Here is a 26532-nt window from a genome sequence, read left to right as displayed (position 1 = left end):
CCGGGGTCACGCGTTCCGGATCGCCGAGATGTCGAAGGTCAGCTTGATCTTGTCGGAGACCAGGACGCCACCGGTCTCCAGCGCCGCGTTCCAGGTCACGCCCCACTCGGAGCGCAGGATGGCCGCCGTGCCGGTGAAGCCGACGCGCTCGTTGCCGAACGGGTCCTTGGCGGCGCCGTTGAACTCCAGGTCGATGGTGAGCGGCTTGGTGACGCCGAGCAGGGAGAGGTCGCCCGTGATGCGGTACTCGTCCCCACCCAGGGCGTCGGCCTTGGTGGAGCGGAAGGTCATGGTCGGGAACTCGTCGATCCGGAAGAAGTCCGCCGACTTCAGGTGGCCGTCACGGTCGGCGTTGCCGGTGTCGATGCTGGCCATCTGCACATCGAGCGAGGCCGTGGAGCGGCTGGGGTCCGAGCCGTCCAGGTGCAGGGTGCCGGTGAAGTCCTGGAAGCCGCCCTTGACGTTGGTGACCATGGCGTGCCGCGCCACGAACCCGATCGTGCTGTGCGCCGGGTCGATGGTGTAGTCGCCGGTCAGCGCGGCCAGGTCCGGGCTCACGGCGGCCGGGGCGGGGGTGGCGGCGGGGGTGGTCTCGGCGGTGGTGTTCTTGCGGCTGAAGATGCCCATGACGTGCTCCTCGGGATAGAAGGTTTAGCGTTCAACAACCTCGCTGCTTCCGACCGTAACCTCCTTCAGTTTAATTTTCAACATCATCCGGTCCGTGTCTCCGAGGTCACGCTCTGTCATACCGCGTCTCTTTCTGCTACACGCCAAGGGCATGCCTTCAACGCGCCGAACCGTCCTCCGCGCCGGCCTCCTCGCCACGACCCTCGCCACCCTGCCCGCGGCCCCCGCCCGCGCTGCGGAAGAGGACCCCTACGACACCCTCCGCCGCCGCTGGCTCGACCTCGCCCTCGGCACCGGGTACGACCCGGACGCCGAGCCGTACGCCTCCCGCCTCGCCCAACTGGGCCGGGACGCCCAGGAGTTCAGCGCCACCATGGCGCCCGGCCCCGACTCCCTCTGGCCGGGACACCCCTTCGACCCGCCCGCCGGGATCACCTTCAGCTACGACCGGCTGTGGACCATGGCCCAGGCCCACGTCCAGCCCGGCACCGGCGCCACCGGCGACCCCGCCCTGCTCACCGCCGTACTGCGCGGCCTCGACCACCTCTCCGCCACCGTCTACCACCCCGCCACCACCCCCTACGGCAACTGGTGGGAGTGGCGGATCGGCAGCCCGCGGCTCCTCATGGACATCACCGCCGCCCTGTACGAGCACCTCGGCGCCGAGCGGATCGCGGCGGCCTGCGCGGCCGTCGACCACTTCGTCCCGGACGCGCTGCTCGCCGACTACTCCGGCATCTCCACCGGCGCCAACCGCGTCGACCTGTGCCGTTCCGTCGCCCTGCGCGGCGTCCTCGGCCGCGCCGCCGACCGGATCGCCCGCGCCCGGGACGCCCTCTCACCGGTCTTCCCCCCTGTCACCCGCGGCGACGGGCTCTACGCCGACGGCTCCTTCGTGCAGCACACCTGGGTGGCCTACTCGGGGACGTACGGCCAGGTCCTGCTGGACGGCCTCGGCCGGCTCTTCGCGCTGCTCGCCGGCTCCCCCTGGGAGGTCACCGACCCCGCCCGGCAGCACATCCTCGACAGCGTCGAGCACGCCTACGCCCCGCTCGTGCACGACGGGCTGGTGATGGACTGCGTCAACGGCAGGGCCATCAGCCGCGGTCGGCTGCGCGGCGACCCCCCGGACCTGATGCGCGGCGACCACTACCACGGACACGCCCTCATCGCCGCCGTCGCCCTGCTCGCGGACGCGGCGACGCCGGAGGAACGGCAACGGTGGCACGGCCTGGTGCGCGGCTGGATCGAACGGGACACCGTGCTACCGGTCCTGACGTCCCCTCAGTTCCAGGTCGCCGACCTCGCCCGGCTGCACGCCGTCGCCGCGGCGCCCGTACGCCCCGCCCCCGAACCCCTCGGCCACCGGCTCTTCCCCGCCATGGACCGGGCCGTCCACCGCGGGCCCCGCTTCACCGCCGCGCTCGCCATGGCCAGCGACCGCATCGCCCACTACGAGTGCGGCAACGGCGAGAACCCGCGCGGCTGGCACACCGGCGCCGGCATGCTCTCCTGGTGGCCGGCCGGCCGCGGCGACCAGTACACCGACTGGTACTGGCCCACCGTCGACTGGTACCGGCTGCCCGGCACCACGGTGTCCACCCGGCGGCTCGCCGACCGGGCGGGCGGGGAGTGGGGCGCCCCCAAGCCGGACGTGCGCTGGGTGGGCGGCGCCACGGACGGGCGGTACGCGGCCGTCGGCCAGCACCTCAAGGGCCTCGGCTCCACCCTGGAGGCCCACAAGTCCTGGTTCTTCCTCGACGACTGCGTGATCTGCCTCGGCGCCGGGATCTCCTGCGCCGACGGCGTCCCGGTCGAGACGGTCGTGGACAACCGCAACCTGGGCGAGGGCGCGGACCCGGCCTTCGTCCAGGGGCGGGACTGGGCCCATCTGGCGGGTCACGGCGGCTGGCTGCTGCCCCGCGGCGGCACCCTGCACACCCTGCGCGAGGACCGCACCGGCGCCTGGTCCGACATCAACACCGGCAGCAGCACCGAGCGGCGCACCCGGCGCTGGCAGACCCTGTGGCTCGACCACGGCACCGACCCGGCGGGCGCCGGCTACACGTACGTCCTGCTGCCCGGGGGCTCCCGCGCCGAGACCGCCGCCCGGGCCGCCGACCGGCACTGGCTGCGCGTCCTCGCCAACGACACCGGCCGCCAGGCCGTCGCCGTGCCCGGCGCGGGCCTGACCGCCGTCACCTTCTGGCAGGGCGGTACGGTAGGAGACCTCAGCGCCACCGCGGGGGCGAGCGTGCTCCTGGTCCGCCGGGGCCGTACGGCCGCCCTCCGGGTCAGCGAACCGCCCCGCACCGGGCAGCCGCTGGAGATCACCTGGGACGAGCCCGCGGTCGGCTCGGTGCTCCGGGCCGGTCCCGGCGTCCAGGTGTTGTCGGCACAGGGCCGTCTGAGGCTCCGTGTCACCCCGGGGATGGCATGTTCTTCCCTCGAATGTGAGGTGGCTCTCAGGTGACGCTTTTGTCGCCTCCCCACAACGAAGGCGCCCTCTGAGCAGTCGGAACGGCTGCACGCAGCCGTGGTTCTGTTCACTGGTACCAGGAAAACGGGCCGGAGACTGTACGGAGTCGACGGCTCGCTTTCCTTGGTGTCCTTCGTAAGGTCACTACATGACCGTTTTGGAAGAGACGACGGGTGAGCCGACCGGCGAGCCGACGGACGCGCGCGGACGGGTCGCCGAGCTGCACGAGATCCGTGCGCAGGCAGTGGCGGGCCCCAGCGAGAAGGCGACCGCGGCACAGCACGCCAAGGGCAAGCTGACGGCCCGGGAGCGCATCGAGCTGCTTCTGGACCCGGGTTCCTTCCAGGAGGTCGAGCAGCTGCGCCGGCACCGGGCCACCGGCTTCGGCCTGGAGGCGAAGAAGCCGTACACCGACGGTGTCATCACCGGCTGGGGCACGGTCGAGGGCCGCACGGTCTTCGTCTACGCCCACGACTTCCGGATCTTCGGCGGCGCCCTGGGCGAGGCCCACGCCACCAAGATCCACAAGATCATGGACATGGCCATCGCGGCCGGTGCCCCGCTGGTCTCCCTGAACGACGGCGCCGGTGCCCGGATCCAGGAGGGCGTCTCGGCGCTCGCCGGATACGGCGGCATCTTCCAGCGCAACACCAAGGCCTCGGGTGTGATCCCGCAGATCTCGGTGATGCTCGGCCCGTGCGCGGGCGGTGCGGCCTACAGCCCCGCCCTCACCGACTTCGTCTTCATGGTCCGCGAGACCTCGCAGATGTTCATCACCGGCCCCGACGTGGTCAAGGCGGTGACGGGCGAGGAGATCACCCAGAACGGCCTGGGCGGCGCGGACGTCCACGCGGAGACCTCCGGCGTCTGCCACTTCGCGTACGACGACGAGGAGACCTGCATCGCCGAGGTGCGCTACCTCCTCTCGCTGCTCCCGCAGAACAACCGCGAGAACCCGCCCCGGGTGGAGTCGGCGGACCCCGTCGACCGCCGCAGCGACATCCTGCTCGACCTGGTCCCGGCCGACGGCAACCGGCCGTACGACATGGCCAAGGTCATCGAGGAGATCGTCGACGAGGGCGAGTACCTGGAGGTCCACGAGCGCTGGGCCCGCAACATCATCTGCGCCCTCGCCCGGCTGGACGGCCAGGTCGTCGGCATCATCGCCAACCAGCCCCAGGTGCTGGCGGGCGTACTGGACATCGAGGCGAGTGAAAAAGCTGCGCGCTTTGTCCAGATGTGTGACGCTTTCAATATCCCGATCGTCACCTTCCTGGACGTACCCGGGTTCCTCCCGGGTGTCGACCAGGAGCACGGCGGAATCATCCGTCACGGCGCGAAGCTGCTGTACGCCTACTGCAACGCGACCGTGCCGAGGATCTCGCTGATCCTGCGCAAGGCGTACGGAGGTGCCTACATCGTCATGGACTCCCAGTCGATCGGCGCCGACCTGACCTACGCCTGGCCGACGAACGAGATCGCCGTCATGGGCGCCGAGGGTGCCGCCAACGTGATCTTCCGCCGGCAGATCGCGGACGCGGAGGACCCCGAGGCCATGCGTCAGAAGATGGTCAAGGAGTACAAGGCCGAGCTGATGCACCCCTACTACGCGGCCGAGCGCGGCCTGGTCGACGACGTGATCGACCCCGCCGAGACGCGTGAGGTGCTCATCCGCTCCCTGGCGATGCTGCACACCAAGCACGCCGATCTGCCCTCCCGCAAGCACGGCAACCCCCCGCAGTAACCGAGCGGACCCGCCGCGGCAACCCCGCGGACCTCTCTCTCACGGAGACTGACATCCATGAACACTGACATCCGCGTCGAGAAGGGCCACGCCGAGCCCGAGGAAGTCGCCGCTCTCACGGCCGTCCTGCTGGCCCGCGCGGCCGCCCGGCCGGCCGCCGCCCCGGGCCACAGCGGCCGGGCCAGGGCCGGCTGGCGCCGCCTGGAGCGCGAGCCCGGCTTCCGCGCCCCGCACAGCTGGCACTGATCCCGCACGACGAACAGGGCCCCTCTCCTCGGAGAGGGGCCCTGCTCAGTTTCTCTGCCTGTCTACCGCGGATCCGGCTACCGCAGGCGTGCCATGAGGGCGTGTTCCACGAGGGTGATGAGTGCGCTCTTGGCGTCGGCGCGGTGGCGGGCGTCGGTGGTGATGATGGGGGTGTCGGGGCCGATCTGGAGGGCTTCGCGTACTTCGTCGGGGGTGTAGGGCTGCTGTCCGTCGAAGCCGTTGAGGGCGATGACGAAGGGCAGGCCGGAGTTCTCGAAGTAGTCGACTGCGGGGAAGCAGTCGGCGAGGCGTCGGGTGTCCACGAGCACCACTGCGCCGATGGCGCCGCGGACCAGGTCGTCCCACATGAACCAGAAGCGGTCCTGGCCGGGGGTGCCGAACAGGTAGAGGATCAGGTCCTGGTCGAGGGTGATGCGGCCGAAGTCCATGGCCACCGTGGTGGTGGTCTTGTCCCCGGTGTGGGTGAGGTCGTCGATGCCGGCCGAAGCGGACGTCATGACGGCCTCTGTGCGCAGCGGGTTGATCTCCGAGACAGCGCCGACGAACGTGGTCTTGCCCACGCCGAAGCCGCCCGCCACCACGATCTTCGCGGAGGTGGTGGAGCGGGAAGGACCGCCGCTAGAGCTTGCGAAGTCCACTGAGCACCCTTTCGAGCAGTGTCACGTCTGGCTGGCCACCGGCGTTCTCGTCGCCGCCGGGCTGATGGATGGCGACCAGGCCCGCCTCCGCCAAGTCGGCGACGAGGATCCTGGCCACGCCGAGGGGAATCGTGAGGAGCGCCGAGATCTCGGCGACCGACTTGATCTCCCGGCACAGGTTGCAGATCCGCTGATGCTCGGGCAGCTGGCCCTGCATCTGATGCGGAGCGGCGGTGGTGTGCACCAGTGCCTCGATGGCGAGCTGGTAGCGCGGGCGGGTCCGGCCGCCGGTCATGGCGTACGGACGCACCAGGGGGTTGTTCGACGCGGTCGCGGGCGCCGGCTCGGGGCGGCGCTGCGGCTGTACCGGCTGGATGCGCGGCGCCGGAGGCTGGTCGTACGGCGAAGGGCCGGGGCCCTGCGGGGCGTACGGCTGCCGGTGGGCCGGGGAGGAGGGGTAGCCGTACGGGTTCGCCGAGCCGTCCTGCCGGCCCTGGGCAGGGCCGTACGACCAGTTGCCCGTAGACGAACCACCTGGGGGTGTTGCCACTTTCTTCTCCTCCTCCGACTGTGCCGGGCGCCCATCCCTGTGGAGCCGCGTCCCGAAACCTTACGGCCCCGGAACGCGGACTCGCACCGTCCGCTTGCTAGTTGAGAAGGCTGCCCTGGAGCTCCGCACGGAGATCCGGGGTGAGGACCGTGCCCGCACGGTCCACCAGAAGTGCCATCTCGTACCCGATGAGGCCGATGTCCGCTTCCGGGTGGGCCAGTACCGCGAGGGAGGACCCGTCGGAGATGGACATGATGAAGAGGAATCCCCGCTCCATCTCCACAACCGTCTGGTTCACGCTGCCGCCCTCGAAGATGCGCGAGGCACCGGCGGTCAGCGAGGTCAGACCGGAGGCGACGGCCGCGAGCTGGTCGGCGCGGTCGCGGGGGAAGCCTTCGGACATCGCCAGAAGGAGTCCGTCGGCGGAGACCACCACCGTGTGGGACACCCCCGGGGTGTTGTCCACGAAGTTGGTGATCAACCAGTTCAGGTTCTGTGCCGCCTGGCTCATCGGGCTCACACTAACGCTCCTGGTTGTAGGTGCTGTCAGGACCGAAGCCCTGGCCGTTCGTTTCACTGCCTGCGCTGCGTCCGCGCTGGACGCCTCGACGCAGGTTGCTCAGCCTGCCCCGGACGTCCTCCGGGGCACGGGAGACCTGTGGGCCTCCCTGGGGAGTGGTTTCGGCGGCGCCCTCGACCAGGTTGGCCTTGGGCACGCGCCGCGGCAGGCCGGAGGCGGTGACCCCGCCTGCCTTGGGCTTCCGGAGCTGCGCGGCCTGCTGCCACCGCTCGTCGTTCGCCGAACGCCAGCCGCTGTCGCCGTTGCCGCCCGGCGTGTTGCCCGGTGCGGGAGCCGGCGCTTCCTGCTGCACGCGCGCCGCGCCGTTCGCGCCACCGGCGCCCTGGGCACCGCTCGCCGCGGAACCGCGGCGGGGCAGCCCGGCGTCGGTCAGGTCGGGTGCGGACACGTCGTCTGCGGCGGGAGAGGCCGTTCCCGGACGGTCGAAGCCTACGCGGTTCCGCTCACTTGCGTCAGCGGCCTGCACGGGCTCCGCCTCCGGAGCGTACTGGGCCGGATAGCCGTTCTGGTAGCCGTCCTGCTGGGGCCAGTCGTCCTGGTAGGCATGCTGCTGTGCGGGCTCGGCGTACGCGGGGTCCGGGTAGCCGCCGGCCGCGCCGGCCTGCGGGAAACCGTCGTTCTGCGGCAGGCCGTTGTTCTGCGGCAGGCCGCCGTTCGGCGCGTAGTACCCCTGCTCGTCGTAGTGCTGCTCGTACGGCTGCTGCTCGTAGCCCTGCTGCTCGTAGCTCTCCTCGTACGACGGCTGCTGCTGCTCCTCGTAGGAGGTCTGCTGCTGCTCCTGGTACGAGGGCTGCTGCCGGCTGTCGAAGAGCGGGTCGGCGTAGCCGGCGGCGGCCTCCGCGGCCTCCTCGCCCGGCTGGCCGTGCGTCTGGGCCTCCAGGGCCGCACGGCGCTCCTCGCGCATCAGCGAGCGGCCGACCGGGTCCAGTTCCCGGATGTCGTCGGGGACCTCGGTGTACCGGCTGTCGTCGAAGCCCAGCTCGGCGGCGGTGCGCAGGGGCTGCTGCTGGCTGAAGCTCTCGCCCTGGAACTGCTGCTCCGGGATGATCTGCGAGACGGTGAACTCGTCGCGCTCCAGCGCGGCCTCGCCGCCACCGCCGTGTGTGATCGCGTCCGGCAGCATGACCAGCGAGGTGGTACCGGCCTGCTCGCCCGAGGGGCGCAGCTGGACCCGGATGCCGTGCCGGTCGGACAGGCGGCCGACCACGAACAGGCCCATGCGCTGGGAGATCGCGGCGTCCACGGTCGGCGGGTTGGCCAGCTTGTGGTTGATGTCCGCGAAGTCCTCGGCGGTCAGACCGATGCCCTTGTCGTGGATCTCGATCATGACGCGGCCGTCGGGCAGACGGGTCGCCGTCACCCGGACCTTGGTCTGCGGGGAGGAGAACGTGGTGGCGTTCTCCAGCAGCTCGGCCAGCAGGTGCACGAGGTCGGTGACCGCGCGGCCGTGGATCTCGGCCTCCGGCACGCCGGACAGCTCGATGCGCTCGTACTGCTCCACCTCGGAGGAGGCGGCGCGCAGCACGTCGACCAGCGGGACCGGCTGGTCCCAGCGGCGGCCGGGCTCCTCGCCGGCGAGGACCAGCAGGTTCTCGCCGTTGCGGCGCATACGGGTCGCCAGGTGGTCCAGCCGGAAGAGGTTCTCCAGCTGGTCCGGGTCGGCCTCGTTGTTCTCCAGGTCGGTGATCAGGGTCAGCTGGCCCTCGATCAGCGACTGGTTGCGGCGCGAGAGGTTGGTGAAGATCGCGTTGATGTTGCCCCGCAGCAGCGCCTGTTCGGCGGCGAGCCGGACCGCCTCGCGGTGGACCTGGTCGAAGGCGCGGGCGACCTCGCCGATCTCGTCGCGGCTGGTGATCGGGATGGGCTCCACGCGGGTGTCCACGCGGCCCGGGTCGGTACGGGAGAGCTGGTCGACCAGCATCGGCAGGCGCTGCTCGGCGATGCCGAAGGCGGCGTTGCGCAGCCGGCGCATCGAGCGGCTGATCTGCCGGGCCACCAGACCGGCCAGGATGAACGCGGCGAGCAGCGCGATCACGACCACGCCACCGGTGATGAACGCGGAGGTCTTGGCGTTGTCGGCGATGTCGGAGGCCTCGCTCACCGCCTTGTCGGCCATGTCCGACTCGATCTTGCGGTAGGCCTTGTACTTCAGCGTGTTGACCGCGAACCAGTTGTCGGCGGTGACGCCCTTCGAAGCGAGCCCCTGACGGGTGAGCGCGCTGGTGTCCGGCATGGTGGCGAGCAACGTGACCATGGCCGTCGGGTCGGACACGAACTGCGGGTTGCTCGCCTTGGCCTTCGCGGCCTGCGCGGAGACGTCCGCCTTGATCTGGTCCTCGAGGCCGGTCAGCTTCTGCGCGTCGGCCTCGGTGCCACCGCCGATGTACTCCTCGCGGGCGATGCGCTCCAGATAGGCGTACGAGGACAGGGAGACCCGCTGGGTCGCCAGGTTGGGGGCGTCCGGACCGGGCTTGACCAGCAGGTGGGTGCCGATCGACCGCTCCAGCGACAGCGCCGCCTTGGTCAGTGAGATGGCGTAGACGGTACGGCCGTAGGAGGTGATGTTGCCGGTGCCCAGGCCCAGCTCGTTGGCGAACTCCATCAGCGGGTGGCTGACCTCGACGTAGCCCTCTTCGGTCTGTACGCCGGTGACCCTGGAGGTGTACGCGATCTGCCGCAGCTGGGCGAGCTTGGGCTCGGCCTCGCGGAACAGCTTCAGCCGGCGCTCCAGGCCCGCCTTGTGCGGCATGTTCTGCGCGGCCTGGTCGAAGGCGTCGGCCGCCGTGTCCGTGGCCTTGCGGGCGTTGTCGATGGTCGCCTTGCTGGCGCTGTCCTTCTTCTTCAGCAGCAGCGGGGCGGCGGTGACGTCACGCTCGTTCTCGAGGGCGTCCGCATAGCCGAGGGCGGCGCGCACCAGACGGGCGGTGCTCTCGGCGTCGCGGGCCTGCTGCCAGGTGTCGATCGAGGTTTTCACCTGGAAACCACCCATGACGAGACCGACCGCCACGGGTATGAGCAGGATCGCGTTCAGCCGGGTCGGCACCCGCCAGTTGCGCGGCGAGAGACGGCTGCCGCTCGGAGCCGGAGTCGCGGACGGCTCCTGACCGGGTACAGGGGTGGGCGCCGCAGCGCGCGGCGGCGGGGTGAAGTTGCCCCGTGCCGACGGCTCGGGAGCCTTCTTGCTTCGCCTCACTCGACCAACAACCTCTCGGCGGTCGGCACCTTCGTCGTGCCGCAGTCTCTCAGAGCCCGGTTCGTCGCAGACCACTACGGAGTACGTCTTTGACCAATGGGCAGTTCAGGCATTCCAGCACGTGGACCAGTGCACTTCCAAACAGTGGAAAGCTTGTGACGGAGCCGTTGTAAACGCCAGATAAAACGGTCATAAAGAGCGAGCCCCGCCAAAAGACGGGGCCGTTGTGAGCGCAGCGGCACCGCACGACCGCGTCGCGTGGTGAAGTGCGGTGATTCCTCTGCCGAACTGTTATGAACACCGGAGCCGGCCGTGTCTAAGGCCACAGCCGGCTCCGAACGGTCCACGGCAACTGCCGCAACCGGTGTCGAACTCGAGTGCTACCGCAGGCGTGCCATGAGGGCGTGTTCCACGAGGGTGATGAGTGCGCTCTTGGCGTCGGCGCGGTGGCGGGCGTCGGTGGTGATGATGGGGGTGTCGGGGCCGATCTGGAGGGCTTCGCGTACTTCGTCGGGGGTGTAGGGCTGCTGTCCGTCGAAGCCGTTGAGGGCGATGACGAAGGGCAGGCCGGAGTTCTCGAAGTAGTCGACTGCGGGGAAGCAGTCGGCGAGGCGTCGGGTGTCCACGAGCACCACTGCGCCGATGGCGCCGCGGACCAGGTCGTCCCACATGAACCAGAAGCGGTCCTGGCCGGGGGTGCCGAACAGGTAGAGGATCAGGTCCTGGTCGAGGGTGATGCGGCCGAAGTCCATGGCCACCGTGGTGGTGGTCTTGTCCCCGGTGTGGGTGAGGTCGTCGATGCCGGCCGAAGCGGACGTCATGACGGCCTCTGTGCGCAGCGGGTTGATCTCCGAGACGGCGCCCACGAACGTGGTCTTGCCCACGCCGAAGCCGCCCGCCACCACGATCTTCGCGGAGGTGGTGGCCCGGCCCCCGTCAGAGCTTGCGAAGTCCACTGAGCACCCTTTCGAGCAGCGTCACGTCCGGAGCGCCACCGTTGTTCTCGTCGCCACCCGGCTGGTGGATGGCGACCAGGCCGGCCTCGGCGAGGTCGGCGACCAGGATCCGCGCCACACCGAGCGGCATGGCCAGCAACGCGGAGACCTCCGCCACCGACTTGACCTCACGGCACAGATGGCAGATGCGCTGGTGCTCCGGAAGGAGCCCCATGAGCGCTGCCGGGTCGGCCGTGGTGCTGATCAGCGCCTCTATCGCGAGCTGGTAGCGCGGCCGGGTCCGGCCGCCGGTCATCGCGTAGGGACGTACCAGCGGCTGGTCGCCCTCGTCCCCGTACGGCTCCGCGTACGGATCATGATGGGCGGTGGGCGGGGTCATGAATCCTCCGGGCGGGACAGCAAGTCGGTCGGACTGACCGTCTGACGGGGCCGGTGGGGGGATTGTGGCGGCCGGACGGTGATTTGGTGAGGCGGGTGGATCTCGGGTCGGTCAGTGAAGCAGACTTCCTTGCAGTTCGGCGCGCAGGTCCGGCGTGAGGACCGTGCCCGCGCGGTCGACCAGGAGAGCCATCTCGTAGCCGACCAGGCCGATGTCGCACTCGGGGTGCGCCAGCACGGCCAGGGACGAGCCGTCCGAGACGGACATCAGGAAGAGGAACCCGCGTTCCATCTCCACGACCGTCTGGGCCACGTTGCCGCCCTCGAAGATCCGGGACGCCCCGGCCGTCAGCGAGGTCAGCCCGGAGGCGACCGCCGCCAGCTGGTCGGCGCGGTCGCGCGGGAAGCCTTCGGACATCGCCAGCAGAAGGCCGTCGGCGGAGACCACCACCGTGTGCGACACCCCGGGGGTGTTGTCCACGAAGTTGGTGATCAACCAGTTCAGGTTCTGTGCCGCCTGGCTCATCGGACTCAACTAACGCTCCTGCTGGTGAGTGGGGCTCGGGAAGCTGCCGGTCTGGCCGCTGCCGGCCTGACGGCCCTGAGCGATACCCCGACGGAGATTGGTCAGCCGTCCGCGTACGTCGTCAGGCGCACGCGAGACCTGCGGACCGGCTTGGTGCTGTTGCTGCTGCGCGGTGCCCGGGACGAGGTTCGCCCGGGGCACCCGGCGCGGCAGACCGGAGGTGGTGATACCACCCGAGGCGGGCTGCCGGACGCGCTCGGCCTGCCGGACGAGGTCGTCGTTCGGCGAGGTGCGCCAGGAGCCGGTGTCGGCGGCGGAGCGCTGCGGCGCCGCGGGCTGCTGCGGCTGCTGCTGCGCGGGCTGCTGCTGCGGCGCCGGCGCGTTCTCCGCCTGCGGACCGCCGTGGAACCAGTTGGTCTCCAGCGTGTCGTACAGCGGGGTACGGCCGTCCGACGGGCCGCTGGCCGGCGGCAGCGCCTCCGGCTCACGGTGCACCGGGCGCTGCGGCTGCTGGGGAGCGGAATGGCGCGGGGCGCCGAACTCGTCCCGGGCGGCCGGGCGCGGGCGCTCGAACTGGCCGGTGTGCGTGGGCTCGGGGCGGGCGGGCAGCGCGTGCTGGCCGGTGGAGCCGCCGTCGTACCCGGTGCCGTAGCCGTTCTCGTACCCCTGCGGGGCCTGGAACTCGCCGGTGGTCTGCGGGTTCTCGTCCTGCCGCGCGGGCGTCGCCGGGGCGCCGAAGATGTCCGAGCGGACGAACGAACCGGTGTCCTGCCGGTCACCCTGGTTGTCGTACCCGCCGGGCTGCTGCGGGGCCTCGGGACGGGCGAACTGGCCGGTGCCCTGGGCGCCGTTGTACTGCTCGGGCCGCTGCGGGGCCTCGAACTGGCCCGTCGTCTCGGTGCCCTGGTACAGCCCGGTGTTCTCCGCGCCGTTGTACTGGCCGGCGCCGGGCAGCTCGGCGCGCGGGAACTGGCCCGTGGCCGCCGGGTTCTGGGCGTCGATCCGCGGTATCTCCGAGGTCGAGCCCGGGCCCTGCCGGTCGTCCACCCGCGGCATCCGCGCGGTGTGCGCCGAGTCCTGCTCGTCGTGGCCGCGCGGGGTGTCCAGCGAGGCCCGGGACTGCGGGGTCGGGTCCTCGCTCCACGACGGGGTGCGCGCGGGCGCGCCGGCGCCGGGCAGCTCGGCCCGCGGTCCGCCGCGCGGCGGCAGCTGGGGCTGGCGGCCCTGGTCGGCGGGCCGCTGCGGGCCACGGCCGCCGAAGGCGTCCTGCGGGCCGTTCGGGCCGGCCGCCTGAAGACCCTGCGGGGCGGCGGGCGCCTGGCCGCCGAAGCCGGCCGGGGCCTGACGGTTCTGCTGGGGACCCCCGGGCGCCTGCGGACCGCGAGCGCCGGGACGGCCGCCCTGACCGGTGCCGGGCAGCGCGGCCCGGGGACCCTGACCGGCGCCGACCTGGCCGCGCGGACCGGAGCCGCCGAGCAGACCGCCACCGGCCGGGGCACCGCCGAGGGCGCCGCCGTTGCCGTTGCCCTGGCCGGTCTGCCGACGGGCCGCGGCCGCACCGGCGGCGGCCTGCGCGGCGGCGGGACCACCGGTGCCGAGCGGCGCGCCGGGCTTGCCCGGAACGGGCTTCTTGCCGCCCTGGGCGACATCCACGGGCAGCATGACCAGCGCGGTCGTACCACCGGAGTCGGACGGGCGGAGCTGGATGCGGATGCCGTGGCGCTGGGACAGTCGGCCGACCACGAACAGACCCATGCGGCGGGAGACCGAGACGTCCACGGTGGGCGGCGAGGCGAGCCGCTCGTTGATCGCCGCGAGGTCCTCGGGGGAGAGGCCGATACCGGTGTCGTGGATCTCGATCAGCACGCGGCCGTCGGGCAGCGCGTGACCGGTGACCTTGACCTTGGTCTGCGGCGAGGAGAAGGAGGTGGCGTTCTCGAGCAGCTCGGCGAGGAGGTGCACGAGGTCGTTGACGACCCGGCCGGCCACTTCGGTGGTCGGTACGGAGGCCAGCTCGATGCGCTCGTACTGCTCCACCTCGGACGCGGCGGCGCGGAGCACGTCGACCAGCGGGACCGGGCGGGTCCAGCGGCGGCCGGGCTCCTCACCCGCGAGGACGAGGAGGTTCTCGCCGTTACGGCGCATACGGGTGGCGAGGTGGTCCAGCTTGAACAGCGAGGACAGCTGGTCCGGGTCGGCCTCGCGGGACTCCAGCTCGGAGATGAGGGACAGCTGGCGCTGGATCAGACCCTGGGAGCGGCGCGAGAGGTTGGTGAACATCGCGTTGACGTTGCCCCGCAGCAGGGCCTGCTCGGCGGCGAGGCGGACCGCCTCGCGGTGCACGTCGTCGAAGGCCGCGGCCACCTGGCCGATCTCGTCCCGGGAGTGCACACCGACGGACTCCACCGAGGTGTCGACGTCCTGCGGGTCGGACTCCGACAGCTGCTTGACCAGCTCGGGCAGGCGTTCCTGGGCGACCTTGGTGGCGGTCTCCTGGAGCCGGCGCAGCGAGCGGATCATGGACCGGGCCACGACGAACGCGCCGACCAGCGAGACGCCGAGCACGAGCAGGATCAGCACACCGGAGATGATGGCGTCACGCTGGGTGGCGCTCTTCAGCTCGCGGGCCTTCTGCTCCATGTCCTCGAGCAGCGTGTGCTCGATCTTCTTCATCTGCTCGATCTTGGTGGAGCTGTCGTCCACCCAGTCCCGGTAGGACCGCGCCGGCAGCTGCTGGAGTCCGTCGGAGGACTCGAAGGAGCGCTTGGCGTAGGTGTCCGCCGACTGGATCGTCGGGTTGCCCTCGTCGATCGGCTTGAGGAGTTCCTCGGCGTTCTCGGAGGCGTAGATCTTGCGGAAGATCGCCAGCTCGGAGTTCTCGCTCGCGTAGGCCGACTCGCCGTAGAGGCGGTCGTTCTCGGAGAGCTTGCCCTTGGTGGCGTTGGACGCGGGCAGTGCGGCGGCGATCGTGGCGCGCTGGACGGAGGCGTACTCCTTGGCGGTGGAGAAGGCCGCGAGCGCACGGGTGCGGGAGATCATCTCCGGGTTGCTGGACGCCTCGGCCATGTCCTGGGACAGACCGATCAGCTGGGTGATCAGCCGGTGGTACGACTCGATCGTCTGGGTCGAGTTGCCCTTGGACGTGTACGCGGACCGGCGGATCTTCGCCAGGTCGTCCAGCTGGTTGGCGAGGCCGACGAGGGCGTCTCGGACGCCCTGGAGCTGGCCGTCCTTGCTCGCCGCGTCGATCTGCTCGGAGGAGTTGAGGAAGTTCTCGCGGGCCCGGTCGGTCTTCTCCTGGTAGCCCTTGACCGTGTAGTCGGTGGCCTTCAGGCCGTGCGCCAGGGGACCGGCGGACTGGTCGCGCTCCTCCTGGAGCGCGGCGGCCAGTTCCGTGGCCTGCTTGGTCATGTCCGTCAGCAGCTTCATGTTGTCGAGCTGCTGGATGTCGGTGATGTTCTGGTCGATGCGCAGCGCACCGAGCGAGGTCGCCGCGACCACGGGCAGCGCGAGCAGCGACACCAGACGCGTGGAGATGCGCCAGTTGCGCAGCGCCATGCGCGAGCCGGGCCCGGTCGGGCCCTGGGGGGACTTCGCGGTCGGTGTGGGGGCACCGGAGTTCGTGGATCCCGGCGCGGCCTTGGAGGACGAGGCGCCCGGACGGCCGCCGCGCTCACCGCCGTCTCCGGACGGGGCCGGGCCCGGGTTCTGGGCGTGCTGGGGCGAGGAGCTGCCCTTCATGGGGCCAGTCCCGTCGTGCGGCTCCGGCTCCGCCGAGGCGCTGCCATCCCTCTTGAAACGTCCCTGCACTAGCGTCGCAACCTCTGGACCAGGCACCCCTCCGCGTGAACGGAGGGACACGGTGTCGGCGTTTGGAGAGCGCCCTGAATTACGCCCCCCGGGTGGTCTTGAGTGACCGGCGCTGGTTCCCCCTCTCGCCGCCACTCGGCGCTGTGTTGCGCCCCCTGCGCGCCGGCTCGATCCCGCGGCGGTCCGTGGAATTCCAGCACAGTGCCGGATCTCCAACAAGGGCCGTGTCCCGAGCTGTGACCTCCGTGACGGCGTGTGAGTGACGGACTACCGGCCGTCGAAGCCGTTCCTGGGCAGAACGGGCATAGGGGGGTGAGTCGCCGCCCGGTGCCCGGTGTCCCAGTCGCCATGATCAGGAGCGGAATGATGGGTTCAGCTGCCCAATGTCCGTTTCGTCGGGGCGGATTGTCGGCCGGAATTGACCGGTTTGCCCGTGAGTTCGTGAGCAAACTCACACGTCCATCCGGGTCGGTTGGCGTCTTCGGCGGGGAATCGGATGTTTAGCCTGACGCTTTACATGGGGGACGCATCTGTAAGCCCGCAGGCTCCAGACCCGCCGACACAGGACGAGGACTCGTACAACGGTGAAGACGACGACGCTGTTCCACAAGATCGCCAACCCGCGACGCACGACGCTGGCCCACATCAAGGACGCCGGCGAGTTGCAGACGGCCGAGCTGCCGGAGCACTCCGTCGACCTGCCGACCCAGACGGCCAACCCCCGGCGCACCGTTCTGATGGAGATGCCGGTGGGCGTGGGGGCCCCGGCCGGAGAGTAGCCGACGGCACCGACGGGCGCGGCCGGAGGGATCCTCGCATGATCCTTCCGGCCGCGCCCGTGTTTTTCCGGCGGAACCCATTCGCCTGAGCGCGTTATCCCGCGGGGCCCTCGGCCACCGCCGGAAAAGCCCGGCCCCTATTCCTTCCCGGCAACCCCGCCCACCCGCCTGACCTGCGAAGACGCACCCCCGGGTGAATTCCGTCCGGCCGGATTCCACATCCGGAAAACACCGGACCGGCCGCAGTACCGGCCGAACACCGGGCCGCCCGACCGGTTAACCTGGGGCGTCAGTACGCCGGTTCTCAGTGAGGGGCGCAAGGATCCCGTGCGCATCGCCAGGTTCTCCATCGACGGGAACGTAGCCTTCGGCGCGGTCGAGGGCGACAAGGAGGACGAACTCGTCCTCGACATCATCAAGGGCATTCCGTTCGCGGACTTCGAGCTGTCCGGTACGAAGGTGCCGATCAGCAAGGTCAGGCTGCTGCCGCCGGTGCTCCCCAACAAGGTCGTCGCGTTCGGCCGCAACTACCGCGAGCACGCGCACGAGCTGGGCAACGAGGTGCCCCCCGTCCCCTTCGCCTTCTTCAAGCCGTCCACCTCGGTGATCGGCCCCGGCGACGAGATCCGGTACCCCTCCTTCTCCGAGGAACTGCACCACGAGGCCGAGCTGGCCGTGGTCATCGGGCGGATGTGCCGCGAGGTGCCGCGCGAGCGCGTCAAGGACGTCATCCTCGGCTACACCTGCGCCATCGACGTCACCGCCCGGGACGTGCAGCGGCGCGAGAAGCAGTGGGCCCGGGCCAAGGGCTTCGACACCTCCTGCCCGCTCGGCCCCTGGGTCGAGACCGGCCTGGACCTCGACCGCGCCAACGACCTCACCATCCAGCTCACGGTCAACGGCCAGCAGCGCCAGCTCGGCCGCACCAGCGAGATGATCCACCCCATCGAGGACCTGGTCGTCAACATCTCCGAGGCCATGACACTGCTCCCCGGCGACGTCATCCTCACCGGCACCCCGGCAGGGGTCGGACCCCTGAACGTCGGCGACGAGGTCGCCGTCACCATCGAAGGCATCGGCACTCTCACCAACAAGGTTGTCAAGCGTGGCTAGCGCACCCGGCTCCCCCGTACGCGTCCGTTTCTGCCCCTCGCCCACCGGTAACCCCCATGTGGGCCTGGTCCGCACCGCCCTGTTCAACTGGGCGTTCGCCCGGCACCACCAGGGCACCCTGGTGTTCCGCATCGAGGACACCGACGCGGCCCGCGACTCGGAGGAGTCCTACCGGCAGCTGCTCGACTCGATGCGCTGGCTCGGCTTCGACTGGGACGAGGGCCCCGAGGTCGGCGGCCCGCACGCGCCGTACCGCCAGTCGCAGCGCATGGACCTCTACCGGGACGTCGCGCAGAAGCTCCTGGACGGCGGGTACGCCTACCGCTGCTACTGCTCCCAGGAGGAGCTGGACACCCGCCGCGAGGCCGCCCGCGCCGCCGGCAAGCCCTCGGGCTACGACGGCCACTGCCGCGAGCTGAGCGCCGAGCAGGTCGAGGAGTACCAGTCCCAGGGCCGCACCCCGATCGTCCGCTTCCGCATCCCGGACGAGCCGATCACCTTCACCGACCTGGTCCGCGGCGAGCTGACCTTCACGCCGGAGAACGTGCCCGACTACGGCATCGTCCGCGCGAACGGCGCCCCGCTGTACACGCTGGTGAACCCGGTCGACGACGCCCTGATGGAGATCACCCACGTGCTGCGCGGCGAGGACCTGCTGTCCTCCACCCCGCGGCAGATCGCCCTCTACAAGGCGCTGATCGAGCTGGGTATCGCCCAGCAGATCCCGGTCTTCGGCCACCTGCCGTACGTGATGGGCGAGGGCAACAAGAAGCTCTCCAAGCGCGACCCGCAGGCGTCCCTGAACCTCTACCGCGAGCAGGGCTTCCTGCCCGAGGGCCTGCTCAACTACCTCTCGCTCCTGGGCTGGTCGCTCTCCGCCGACCAGGACATCTTCACGATCGACGAGATGGTCGCCGCGTTCGACATCTCCGACGTGAACCCCAACCCGGCGCGCTTCGACCTGAAGAAGTGCGAGGCGATCAACGCCGACCACATCCGCATGCTGGATGTGAAGGAGTTCACCGAGCGCTGCCGCCCGTGGCTGAAGGCGCCGTTCGCCCCCTGGGCCCCGGAGGACTTCGACGAGTCGAAGTGGCAGGCGATCGCCCCGCACGCCCAGACCCGCGTGAAGGTCCTGTCGGAGATCACCGACAACGTCGACTTCCTCTTCCTCCCCGAGCCGGTCTCCGACGAGGCGTCCTGGACGAAGGCGATGAAGGAGGGCAGCGACGCCCTGCTCCGCACCGCCCGCGAGAAGCTGGAGTCGGCCGACTGGACCTCCGCCGAGTCCCTGAAGGAGGCCGTCCTGGCCGCCGGCGAGGCCCACGGCCTCAAGCTCGGCAAGGCCCAGGCCCCGGTCCGCGTCGCCGTCACCGGCCGCACCGTCGGCCTGCCGCTCTTCGAGTCCCTGGAGATCCTGGGCAAGGAGAAGACCCTGGCCCGCATCGACGCGGCCCTCGCGAAGCTGACCGCCTAGCCGGCACACGCGTCAGGGGCGGCATCCGGAGTGTTCCGGGTGCCGCCCCTGTTGCGTTGGTCACGGGGCGTCGACTTCGTCGATCAGATAGGCGCTCTCGTCGAAGATCTCCAGCACGACGACGACCATGATCGCGCCGGCCACCATGTACTCCAGCACCACACCGGGGGCGACATAGGCCTTGCGCAGGTTGTCGTCCGGTCCGAGCGGCGCGGTCGAGGTCTTCCGGAACGGGTCACGGGCCAGGATCCGCACGGCCCTGTCCAACTGCGCCCGGCGCTCCGCGGGCAGGGCGTCGTACGTCGCACGGGCCTCGACGGTGAACTGGACGCGGTACTCGCTCATGGCGCTCAGTGTGCCAGCCGTCCGGCGGTACCGTCGGTGTCATGACGATCAGAGCCGTGGTCTGGGACGTGGACGACACCCTGTTCGACTACACGACCGCGGACCGCGAGGGCATGCGGGCGCACCTCGTGGTGGAAGGGCTGCTCGCGGGCTACGACAGCCCCGAACAGGCCCTCGCCCGGTGGCGGGAGATCACCGACGCGCAGTGGGCGCGGTTCTCCGCCGGGGAGGCCACCTTCGAGGGCCAGCGGCGCGACCGCGTACGGATCTTCCTGGGCGCCGAGATGACGGACGCCGAGGCCGACGCCTGGTTCCAGCGGTACATCGGGCACTACGAGGCCGCCTGGAGCCTCTTCCCGGACGTCCTGCCCGCCCTGGACGCCCTCGCCGCCGACTACCGGCACGCGGTGCTGTCGAACTCCAGCCTCACCGTCCAGGAGCACAAGCTGCGCACGCTCGGCCTGCTCGACCGTTTCGAGGCCGTGCTGTGCGCCGCCGAGCTGGGCGTCTCCAAGCCGGACCCCGGCGCCTTCCTGGCCGCCTGCGAGGCGCTGGGCCTGCCCCCGCACGAGGTGGCGTACGTCGGCGACCACCCGGAGATCGACGGCCGGGGCGCCGCCGAGGCCGGTCTGCTGTCCGTCTGGATCGACCGCGGAACGGTGTACGCCGAGGGCCCCGGAGGGTCCCCCGCGCACCGGATCGCGACCCTCGCCGAACTGCCCGCGCTGGTCCGCGCGCATACCCGTTTTGGAGCCCCGTCCACCTTCGGGTAATGTTCTTCCTGCGCCGAGGGGAACGGGCCGAAAGGCCGGAACCCCGAGGAGCAAGCTAGAACGAGATCCCCGGTACAGGGGCTTGAGTTCCAGTGGCCTATGGTGTAATTGGCAGCACGACTGATTCTGGTTCAGTTAGTCTTGGTTCGAGTCCAGGTAGGCCAGCTCGCAGAGCTCATCTGCAAAGCCCCCGTTGTGTAGCGGCCTAGCACGCTGCCCTCTCAAGGCAGTAGCGCCGGTTCGAATCCGGTCGGGGGTACTGATCCTGATCCAGATCGGGATCGCTAGGGCCCCCGTTGTGTAGCGGCCTAGCACGCCGCCCTCTCAAGGCGGTAGCGCCGGTTCGAATCCGGTCGGGGGTACTGACTGGTCTAAACCATCATTGGTCTATGGTGTAATTGGCAGCACGACTGATTCTGGTTCAGTTAGTCTTGGTTCGAGTCCAGGTAGACCAGCTCGGACCTGCGGAAACGCAGAGTCCACGCCCCCGTTGTGTAGCGGCCTAGCACGCCGCCCTCTCAAGGCGGTAGCGCCGGTTCGAATCCGGTCGGGGGTACACACAGGCAAGGCCCTCCACTTCGGTGGGGGGCCTTCGCCGTGTCCGGGGCTCACTCGAAGCCGTACCTGCGCGCCGACTCCTCCTCCTGGGCCAGCCGGCGCAGCGCCTGGAGCATCGGCTCGGTCAGCACCGAACCGAGCACCGCCGTCTCCACCTTCTCCGCCTCCGACGGCTGCGTCTCCACGAAGTCCAGGTCGAGCCTGGCCATCTCGTGCATCAACTTGGCGTACGCCACCAGCAGTTCGCTCCCCCAGTCGTAACCGAGCCGGCGGAACGCGGCCACCGCCACCACCAGGGAGCGGTACGAGGGGGAGATCGTCGTCAGCAGTTTCGCGTTCGACCAGCCCAGCCGGTCCAGCAACTCGTCCGCCTCCCGGTGCGCCGCCTGGACGAACACGTCGTCCTCGTCCGGCTCCGGCACCTGCGGAAGCGCCCACAGGGCCGCGCCCAGCCGGACCGTGCGGCCCAGGGCGTAGTCGTCGACGTGCCCCAGCACCTCCCGGACCGTGGCCACCGGGACCTTGCCGACCTGGATCATCGCGCGCACCAGCCGCAGCCGGCGCAGATGCTCGTCGCCGTACTCCGCCGTCGTCGTGTTGATCTGGCGGCCGGGCGGCAACAGGCCTTCGCGCAGGTAGTACTTGATCGTCGCGGTGGACACACCGCTGCGCCTGCTCAGTTCGGCGAGTCGCATCTCTTGCGCTCCTTCTTGGATAACGGCACTATCCAAACACGCGCTCTTGGATAGCGCCGCTCACCTATGAGGGGGAAATCATGGTGTCCCGTACGACCGCCGATGCGAAGGGCGAGATCGTCGTCCTGCTCATCGGCATGCGCATCAACCGCTTCTGGGCCGTACACCTGTGGCTCCCCGTGTTCTTCGGCATGCTCCGCATGCTGCGCGAGCTGGAGAAGGACCCGGCGCGGGGGCTGCTCACCCGGGTCCTGCTCACCGCGTCCCCGCGGACCTACTACGTGGTGCAGTACTGGGAGTCCAAGGAGAAGCTGTACGCCTACGCCACCGCGCCGGACGCCTTCCACCACAGGGCGTGGGCGACGCTCAACCGCAAGGAGCGCAAGGGGAAGCTGCGGGGGCAGGTCGGGATCTGGCACGAGACCTACGTCGTGCCGGAGGGGTCGTACGAGGCGATCTACGCGGACATGCCGGCCTTCGGGCTCGCCGCCGCGCACGGGCAGGTGCCGCTCGCCGCGCGGGGGCGGTACGCCAAGGACCGGCTCGCCTACCGGTCGGGCGCCGAGCAGGCCGCACGCCCCTGAGGGTGCGGCCCCGCGCCGGGGGAGAGGCTGCCGCGGCGTTGGGGCGGCCTCTCCCGCGGGGCGGGACTTTCGTGCGTCAGCCGGAGCGGCGCAGGGCCTCCGAGAGGCGGCCGGCCGCGTCGATGACCGCCTGGGCGTGCATACGGCCCGGGTGGCGGGTGAGGCGCTCGATCGGGCCGGAGACCGACACCGCGGCCACGACACGGTTGGAGGGGCCGCGCACGGGCGCCGAGACGGACGCCACGCCCGGCTCGCGCTCGCCGATGGACTGGGCCCAGCCGCGCCGCCGTACGCCCGACAGGGCCGTCGCCGTGAAGCGGGCGCCCTGAAGGCCCCGGTGCAGGCGCTCGGGCTCCTCCCAGGCCAGCAGGATCTGCGCGGAGGAGCCCGCCTTCATCGTGAGCGTCGAGCCGACCGGGACCGTGTCCCGCAGACCGGACAGCCGCTCCGCGGCGGCCACGCAGATGCGCATGTCACCCTGGCGCCGGTACAGCTGTGCACTCTCGCCGGTGACGTCGCGGAGGTGGGTGAGCACCGGGCCGGCCGTCGCCAGCAGGCGGTCCTCGCCCGCGGCCGCGGCCAGCTCGGACAGGCGCGGTCCGAGGATGAACCGGCCCTGCATGTCGCGTGCCACCATGCGGTGGTGTTCCAAAGCCACGGCCAGGCGGTGAGCCGTGGGTCGTGCCAGTCCGGTGGCCCCGACCAGACCCGCGAGGGTGGCCGGACCGGACTCCAGAGCGCTCAGGACGAGGGCCGCCTTGTCCAGAACGCCGACGCCGCTACTGTTGTCCATGCAACGATACTCACGTCTCACTCTGTGAAACGCAAGTTCAATTTTCCGTGGAACGCGCCACCCTGGAATCACACAGCGGCCCGCAGACCAACGGGCCTGGCGGTGGACGCCCGGAATCACGACTTCATGGGGCCCGCACACGGGCAGTCGCCGTCTCCTCACGATCTAGTTGGGCCGGTGGACGCGTGCCGGCCGGAGGGAAAGCGATGGGTAGGACACTCGCGGAGAAGGTCTGGGACGACCACGTCGTCCGGCGCGCCGAGGGCGAGCCCGACCTCCTCTACATCGATCTGCACCTGCTGCACGAGGTGACCAGCCCCCAGGCCTTCGACGGGCTGCGCAAGAACGGCCGGCAGGTCCGCCGCCTCGACCTCACCATCGCGACCGAGGACCACAACACCCCGACCCTCGACATCGACAAGCCCATCGCCGACCCGGTCTCCCGCGCCCAGCTGGAGACGCTGCGCAAGAACTGCGCCGAGTTCGGGGTGCGGCTGCACCCGCTCGGCGACGTCGAGCAGGGCGTCGTCCACGTCGTCGGCCCGCAGCTGGGCCTGACCCAGCCGGGCACCACGGTGGTCTGCGGTGACTCCCACACCTCCACGCACGGTGCCTTCGGCGCGCTGGCGTTCGGCATCGGCACCTCGCAGGTCGAGCATGTGCTGGCCACCCAGACGCTGCCGATGGCCCGCCCGAAGACCATGGCGATCACCGTCGACGGCGAGCTGCCCGAGGGCGTCACCGCCAAGGACCTGATCCTGGCGATCATCGCGAAGATCGGCACGGGCGGCGGCCAGGGCTACATCCTGGAGTACCGCGGCTCCGCCATCGAGAAGCTCTCGATGGAGGCCCGGATGACCATCTGCAACATGTCGATCGAGGCCGGTGCCCGCGCGGGCATGATCGCCCCCGACGAGACCACCTTCGCCTACCTCAAGGGCCGCCCGCACGCCCCCGAGGGCGCCGACTGGGACGCCGCGGTGGAGTACTGGAAGACCCTGCGCACGGACGAGGACGCGGTCTTCGACGCCGAGGTGGTCATCGATGCCGCCGCGCTGTCCCCGTTCGTCACCTGGGGCACCAACCCCGGCCAGGGTGCGCCGCTTTCGGCGTCCGTCCCCGACCCGGCTTCGTACGAAGACGCTTCGGAGCGCCTCGCCGCCGAAAAGGCCCTGGAGTACATGGGGTTGGAGGCCGGCCAGCCGCTGCGCTCCATCAAGGTGGACACCGTCTTCGTAGGTTCCTGCACCAACGGCCGGATCGAGGACCTGCGCGCCGCGGCGGAGCTGCTGCGCGGCCGCAAAGTCGCCGACGGTGTACGGATGCTGGTCGTCCCGGGCTCCGCGCGGGTGGGTCTCCAGGCCGTCTCCGAGGGTCTGGACGTGGTCTTCAAGGAGGCCGGCGCCGAATGGCGGCATGCGGGCTGCTCGATGTGTCTCGGCATGAACCCCGACCAGCTGGCCCCGGGTGAGCGCTCCGCCTCCACCTCCAACCGCAACTTCGAGGGCCGGCAGGGCAAGGGCGGCCGTACCCACCTGGTGTCGCCGCAGGTCGCGGCCGCCACGGCGGTCCTGGGCCACCTGGCCTCGCCCGCCGACCTGTCCGACGCCGAGACCCGTACGCCCGCTGGAGTCTGATCAGTCATGGAAGCATTCACCACGCACACCGGCCGGGCCGTCCCGCTGCGCCGCAGCAACGTCGACACCGACCAGATCATCCCTGCTCACTGGCTCAAGAAGGTCACCCGGGACGGCTTCGAGGACGGGCTGTTCGAGGCCTGGCGCAAGGACCCGGAGTTCGTGCTCAACCGGTCCGAGCGGCAGGGTGCGACCGTGCTGGTCGCCGGCCCCGACTTCGGCACCGGTTCCTCCCGCGAGCACGCCGTGTGGGCGCTCCAGAACTACGGCTTCAAGGCCGTGATCTCCTCCCGTTTCGCCGACATCTTCCGCGGCAACTCGCTGAAGAACGGCCTGCTCACGGTCGTCCTGGACCAGAAGATCGTGGACGCGCTGTGGGAGCTGACCGAGCAGGACCCCACGGCTGAGGTCACTGTGGACCTTGAGGCGCGTGAGGTGCGGGCCGCGGGCATCACCGCCTCCTTCGAGCTGGACGAGAACTCCCGCTGGCGGCTGCTGAACGGCCTGGACGACATCTCCATCACCCTCCGGAACGAGGACGACATCGCCGCGTACGAGACCCGGCGGCCCTCCTACAAGCCGCGGACGCTCCAGGGCTGATCCCGCGCACGGGTGGTCGGGATCCGGCCACCCCAACACCCCCTCTGTACCCCCGATCGCCACGATTGGGGGTACAGCCATGTCTGCACCCGAACGGACCTGCGATCTTCTGACGAGTCCCACAACGTCCCACGTTAGGAAGGGAGTTGCGCGGGTACGTGAGTGCTGTGCGCGCGGTCTGCGCAAGTGCCTGGAAGGCCATTTGAGGCGGCAGTTGCCCCCTGGGCGGGCGACAACTCGCCCCAGATGGCACAATCTGTGCATGGAACACGACGGCCAACTCCAGCTCTATACGGCGGTCGCGAACCAGCTCAAGGAAGCGCACTCACGGGTGCGCGCACTGCAAGTCCCGGAGGGCGTACGGATGGCGCTGACCCGGAAGCTGCTGGTCATTACGGCCGCGGCCAAGCACGATCTCGCCGGTGCGGCAAGGCGGCTCGAGCAGTTCACCGCGGACCTCGACGAGGGTCGGATCCCCGAAGAGGACCGCTGAACAGCCCGGGGCGACCGAGTCCGTTGCGGCACAAGGGTGATAAGCCCGTTTCGTGTTTGATTTGCGGTATATATCTGCCTAACGTGCGAAAAAGCTTGAACACTTTCGTTCTGGCGAGGTCTCCGAAGGGGAAGACGTGAACAAGGCGCAGCTCGTAGAAGCGATTGCCGACAAGGTGGGTGGCCGCCAGCAGGCCGCCGACGCTGTCGATCATGTCCTGGACGCCATCGTCCGCGCGGTCGTCGCGGGCGAGCGGGTCTCGGTCACCGGCTTCGGCTCCTTCGAGAAGGTGGACCGTCCCGCTCGCTACGCCCGCAACCCTCAGACGGGCGAGCGGGTTCGGGTCAAGAAGACCTCCGTGCCGCGCTTCCGCGCCGGTCAGGGCTTCAAGGACCTGGTCAGCGGCTCGAAGAAGCTGCCGCGCGGTGGCGAGGTCTCGGTCAAGAAGGCCCCCAAGGGCAGCCTGACCGGCGGTGCCGCGGCGACGGTGAAGAAGGCCGCCGCGAAGAAGACGGCCAAGGCGGCCGCGAAGAAGACCACCACGGCCAAGAAGGCGACCCCGGCGAAGAAGACGACGACGGCCGCCGCGAAGAAGACCACGGCGAAGAAGGCGCCCGCGAAGAAGGCGACCACGGCCGCCGCGAAGACCACCGCGACGAAGGCCACCGCCAAGAAGACCACGGCGAAGAAGGCGCCCGCGAAGAAGGTCACCGCGAAGAAGGCGCCGGCCAAGAAGTCGACGGCGCGCAAGACGACCGCGAAGAAGACGACCGCCCGCAAGGCCACGTCGTAAGGTCACACGGTAGACCGCCAGGGCACTCACGCGCCGGGGGGGGGGGGCGCCCCGCCGCCGCGGGCCCCGCCCGGCGGCTGGGTGGCCGGCGGGCGCAGACGCGGGGTGGGGGGTGGCGCGGGGGAGAGCGGGGGCGAGCCCCCG

Annotated in this window: 24 protein-coding genes and 5 tRNA genes; 17 read left to right on the top strand and 12 right to left on the bottom strand. The window is 70.4% G+C overall.

Features of this window, described 5'->3' with window-relative positions:
• Positions 1-6 precede the first annotated feature (6 nt).
• Positions 7-627 carry a YceI family protein gene (locus ACFVIU_RS00990; RefSeq protein ID WP_385839773.1) on the bottom strand — a complete coding sequence of 207 codons (621 nt, stop codon included), beginning with the start codon at positions 625-627 and terminating at the stop codon, positions 7-9.
• 151 nt (positions 628-778) lie between these two features.
• Between ACFVIU_RS00990 and ACFVIU_RS00985 the strand changes: the two genes are divergently transcribed.
• The 3 genes from ACFVIU_RS00985 to ACFVIU_RS00975 all read left to right on the top strand — a co-directional run bounded on the left by ACFVIU_RS00985 (position 779) and on the right by ACFVIU_RS00975 (position 5096).
• Complete coding sequence (locus ACFVIU_RS00985; protein WP_385839772.1) at positions 779-3100, top strand: polysaccharide lyase 8 family protein; 2322 nt, start codon at positions 779-781, stop codon at positions 3098-3100.
• A gap of 154 nt (positions 3101-3254) precedes the next feature.
• Positions 3255-4850 carry an acyl-CoA carboxylase subunit beta gene (locus tag ACFVIU_RS00980; RefSeq protein WP_385839771.1) on the top strand — a complete coding sequence of 532 codons (1596 nt, stop codon included), beginning with the start codon at positions 3255-3257 and terminating at the stop codon, positions 4848-4850.
• Positions 4851-4907: 57 nt separating this feature from the next.
• Positions 4908-5096: an acyl-CoA carboxylase epsilon subunit gene (locus ACFVIU_RS00975; protein ID WP_385839770.1), complete on the top strand. Its 189-nt coding sequence runs from the start codon at positions 4908-4910 to the stop codon at positions 5094-5096.
• A 77-nt stretch (positions 5097-5173) separates the two neighbouring features.
• Here the strand turns inward: ACFVIU_RS00975 and ACFVIU_RS00970 are convergent, their stop codons facing one another.
• The 8 genes from ACFVIU_RS00970 to ACFVIU_RS00935 form a co-directional block, all read right to left on the bottom strand.
• Positions 5174-5755: an ATP/GTP-binding protein gene (locus ACFVIU_RS00970; protein WP_055515381.1), complete on the bottom strand. Its 582-nt coding sequence runs from the start codon at positions 5753-5755 to the stop codon at positions 5174-5176.
• Positions 5736-6305 (bottom strand): DUF742 domain-containing protein, encoded by a 570-nt coding sequence (locus tag ACFVIU_RS00965; RefSeq protein ID WP_385839769.1) that lies wholly within the window; start codon positions 6303-6305, stop codon positions 5736-5738. The genes ACFVIU_RS00970 and ACFVIU_RS00965 overlap by 20 nt, the downstream gene beginning before the upstream one ends.
• 97 nt (positions 6306-6402) lie before the next feature.
• Positions 6403-6816 carry a roadblock/LC7 domain-containing protein gene (locus ACFVIU_RS00960; protein ID WP_004983065.1) on the bottom strand — a complete coding sequence of 138 codons (414 nt, stop codon included), beginning with the start codon at positions 6814-6816 and terminating at the stop codon, positions 6403-6405.
• Positions 6817-6826: 10 nt separating this feature from the next.
• Complete coding sequence (locus ACFVIU_RS00955; RefSeq protein ID WP_385840302.1) at positions 6827-9928, bottom strand: nitrate- and nitrite sensing domain-containing protein; 3102 nt, start codon at positions 9926-9928, stop codon at positions 6827-6829.
• Between the two features lie 530 nt (positions 9929-10458).
• The gene (locus ACFVIU_RS00950; RefSeq protein ID WP_385839768.1) at positions 10459-11034 is read right to left on the bottom strand and encodes an ATP/GTP-binding protein; all 576 of its coding nucleotides are present in this window, start codon (positions 11032-11034) and stop codon (positions 10459-10461) included.
• The gene (locus tag ACFVIU_RS00945; RefSeq protein ID WP_009190816.1) at positions 11015-11413 is read right to left on the bottom strand and encodes a DUF742 domain-containing protein; all 399 of its coding nucleotides are present in this window, start codon (positions 11411-11413) and stop codon (positions 11015-11017) included. Before ACFVIU_RS00945 ends, ACFVIU_RS00950 begins: the two co-directional genes overlap by 20 nt.
• 111 nt (positions 11414-11524) lie before the next feature.
• The gene (locus ACFVIU_RS00940; RefSeq protein ID WP_385839767.1) at positions 11525-11938 is read right to left on the bottom strand and encodes a roadblock/LC7 domain-containing protein; all 414 of its coding nucleotides are present in this window, start codon (positions 11936-11938) and stop codon (positions 11525-11527) included.
• A gap of 9 nt (positions 11939-11947) precedes the next feature.
• Positions 11948-15748, bottom strand: a complete 3801-nt coding sequence (locus tag ACFVIU_RS00935; protein WP_385839766.1) for a nitrate- and nitrite sensing domain-containing protein — start codon at positions 15746-15748, stop codon at positions 11948-11950.
• Between the two features lie 584 nt (positions 15749-16332).
• Between ACFVIU_RS00935 and ACFVIU_RS00930 the strand changes: the two genes are divergently transcribed.
• The 3 genes from ACFVIU_RS00930 to gltX all read left to right on the top strand — a co-directional run bounded on the left by ACFVIU_RS00930 (position 16333) and on the right by gltX (position 19117).
• Positions 16333-16527: a hypothetical protein gene (locus ACFVIU_RS00930; protein WP_385839765.1), complete on the top strand. Its 195-nt coding sequence runs from the start codon at positions 16333-16335 to the stop codon at positions 16525-16527.
• 327 nt (positions 16528-16854) lie between these two features.
• Positions 16855-17640 carry a fumarylacetoacetate hydrolase family protein gene (locus tag ACFVIU_RS00925; protein ID WP_385839764.1) on the top strand — a complete coding sequence of 262 codons (786 nt, stop codon included), beginning with the start codon at positions 16855-16857 and terminating at the stop codon, positions 17638-17640.
• Entirely contained in the window at positions 17633-19117 is a 1485-nt protein-coding gene (gltX, locus tag ACFVIU_RS00920) for a glutamate--tRNA ligase (protein WP_385839763.1), read from the top strand. The genes ACFVIU_RS00925 and gltX overlap by 8 nt, the downstream gene beginning before the upstream one ends.
• 60 nt (positions 19118-19177) lie before the next feature.
• Here the strand turns inward: gltX and ACFVIU_RS00915 are convergent, their stop codons facing one another.
• Complete coding sequence (locus ACFVIU_RS00915; protein WP_385839762.1) at positions 19178-19462, bottom strand: type II toxin-antitoxin system RelE/ParE family toxin; 285 nt, start codon at positions 19460-19462, stop codon at positions 19178-19180.
• A gap of 41 nt (positions 19463-19503) precedes the next feature.
• On the opposite strand from ACFVIU_RS00915, the gene ACFVIU_RS00910 reads away from it, so the two are divergent.
• From ACFVIU_RS00910 to ACFVIU_RS00885, 6 genes are all read left to right on the top strand, one after another.
• A complete protein-coding gene (locus tag ACFVIU_RS00910; protein WP_385839761.1) occupies positions 19504-20235 on the top strand; it encodes an HAD family hydrolase in 732 nt (243 codons plus the stop codon).
• A gap of 93 nt (positions 20236-20328) precedes the next feature.
• Positions 20329-20400: transfer RNA gene (locus ACFVIU_RS00905), tRNA-Gln, on the top strand.
• A gap of 21 nt (positions 20401-20421) precedes the next feature.
• Positions 20422-20494, top strand: a tRNA-Glu gene (locus ACFVIU_RS00900).
• A gap of 30 nt (positions 20495-20524) precedes the next feature.
• Positions 20525-20597: transfer RNA gene (locus tag ACFVIU_RS00895), tRNA-Glu, on the top strand.
• A 21-nt stretch (positions 20598-20618) separates the two neighbouring features.
• Positions 20619-20690 (top strand) — tRNA-Gln (locus ACFVIU_RS00890).
• Positions 20691-20718: 28 nt separating this feature from the next.
• Positions 20719-20791, top strand: a tRNA-Glu gene (locus tag ACFVIU_RS00885).
• A gap of 52 nt (positions 20792-20843) precedes the next feature.
• Here the strand turns inward: ACFVIU_RS00885 and ACFVIU_RS00880 are convergent.
• Positions 20844-21488: a MerR family transcriptional regulator gene (locus tag ACFVIU_RS00880; protein ID WP_385839760.1), complete on the bottom strand. Its 645-nt coding sequence runs from the start codon at positions 21486-21488 to the stop codon at positions 20844-20846.
• Between the two features lie 80 nt (positions 21489-21568).
• Here ACFVIU_RS00880 and ACFVIU_RS00875 point away from each other — a divergent pair, with 80 nt between their 5' ends.
• Positions 21569-22072, top strand: coding sequence for a DUF4188 domain-containing protein (locus tag ACFVIU_RS00875; RefSeq protein ID WP_385839759.1), 504 nt, complete (start codon positions 21569-21571; stop codon positions 22070-22072).
• Between the two features lie 76 nt (positions 22073-22148).
• On the opposite strand, the gene ndgR is transcribed toward ACFVIU_RS00875, so the two are convergent.
• Positions 22149-22865 (bottom strand): IclR family transcriptional regulator NdgR, encoded by a 717-nt coding sequence (gene ndgR, locus ACFVIU_RS00870; RefSeq protein WP_067301246.1) that lies wholly within the window; start codon positions 22863-22865, stop codon positions 22149-22151.
• Between the two features lie 206 nt (positions 22866-23071).
• On the opposite strand from ndgR, the gene leuC reads away from it, so the two are divergent.
• The 4 genes from leuC (at position 23072) to ACFVIU_RS00850 (ending at position 26388) form a co-directional block, all read left to right on the top strand.
• Positions 23072-24502: a 3-isopropylmalate dehydratase large subunit gene (leuC, locus tag ACFVIU_RS00865; RefSeq protein WP_385839758.1), complete on the top strand. Its 1431-nt coding sequence runs from the start codon at positions 23072-23074 to the stop codon at positions 24500-24502.
• A 6-nt stretch (positions 24503-24508) separates the two neighbouring features.
• Positions 24509-25102, top strand: coding sequence for a 3-isopropylmalate dehydratase small subunit (gene leuD, locus ACFVIU_RS00860; RefSeq protein ID WP_385839757.1), 594 nt, complete (start codon positions 24509-24511; stop codon positions 25100-25102).
• A gap of 262 nt (positions 25103-25364) precedes the next feature.
• Positions 25365-25595 carry a hypothetical protein gene (locus ACFVIU_RS00855; protein ID WP_385839756.1) on the top strand — a complete coding sequence of 77 codons (231 nt, stop codon included), beginning with the start codon at positions 25365-25367 and terminating at the stop codon, positions 25593-25595.
• A 136-nt stretch (positions 25596-25731) separates the two neighbouring features.
• Positions 25732-26388: an HU family DNA-binding protein gene (locus ACFVIU_RS00850; protein WP_385839755.1), complete on the top strand. Its 657-nt coding sequence runs from the start codon at positions 25732-25734 to the stop codon at positions 26386-26388.
• The last annotated feature ends 144 nt before the right edge of the window (positions 26389-26532 follow it).

The organism is Streptomyces sp. NPDC127190, assembly GCF_042672505.1.
In the GTDB taxonomy this organism is placed as follows: domain Bacteria; phylum Actinomycetota; class Actinomycetes; order Streptomycetales; family Streptomycetaceae; genus Streptomyces.
The sequence above is the reverse complement of the archived record's forward strand: the minus strand, read 5'-3'. Positions and strand labels throughout refer to the sequence as shown.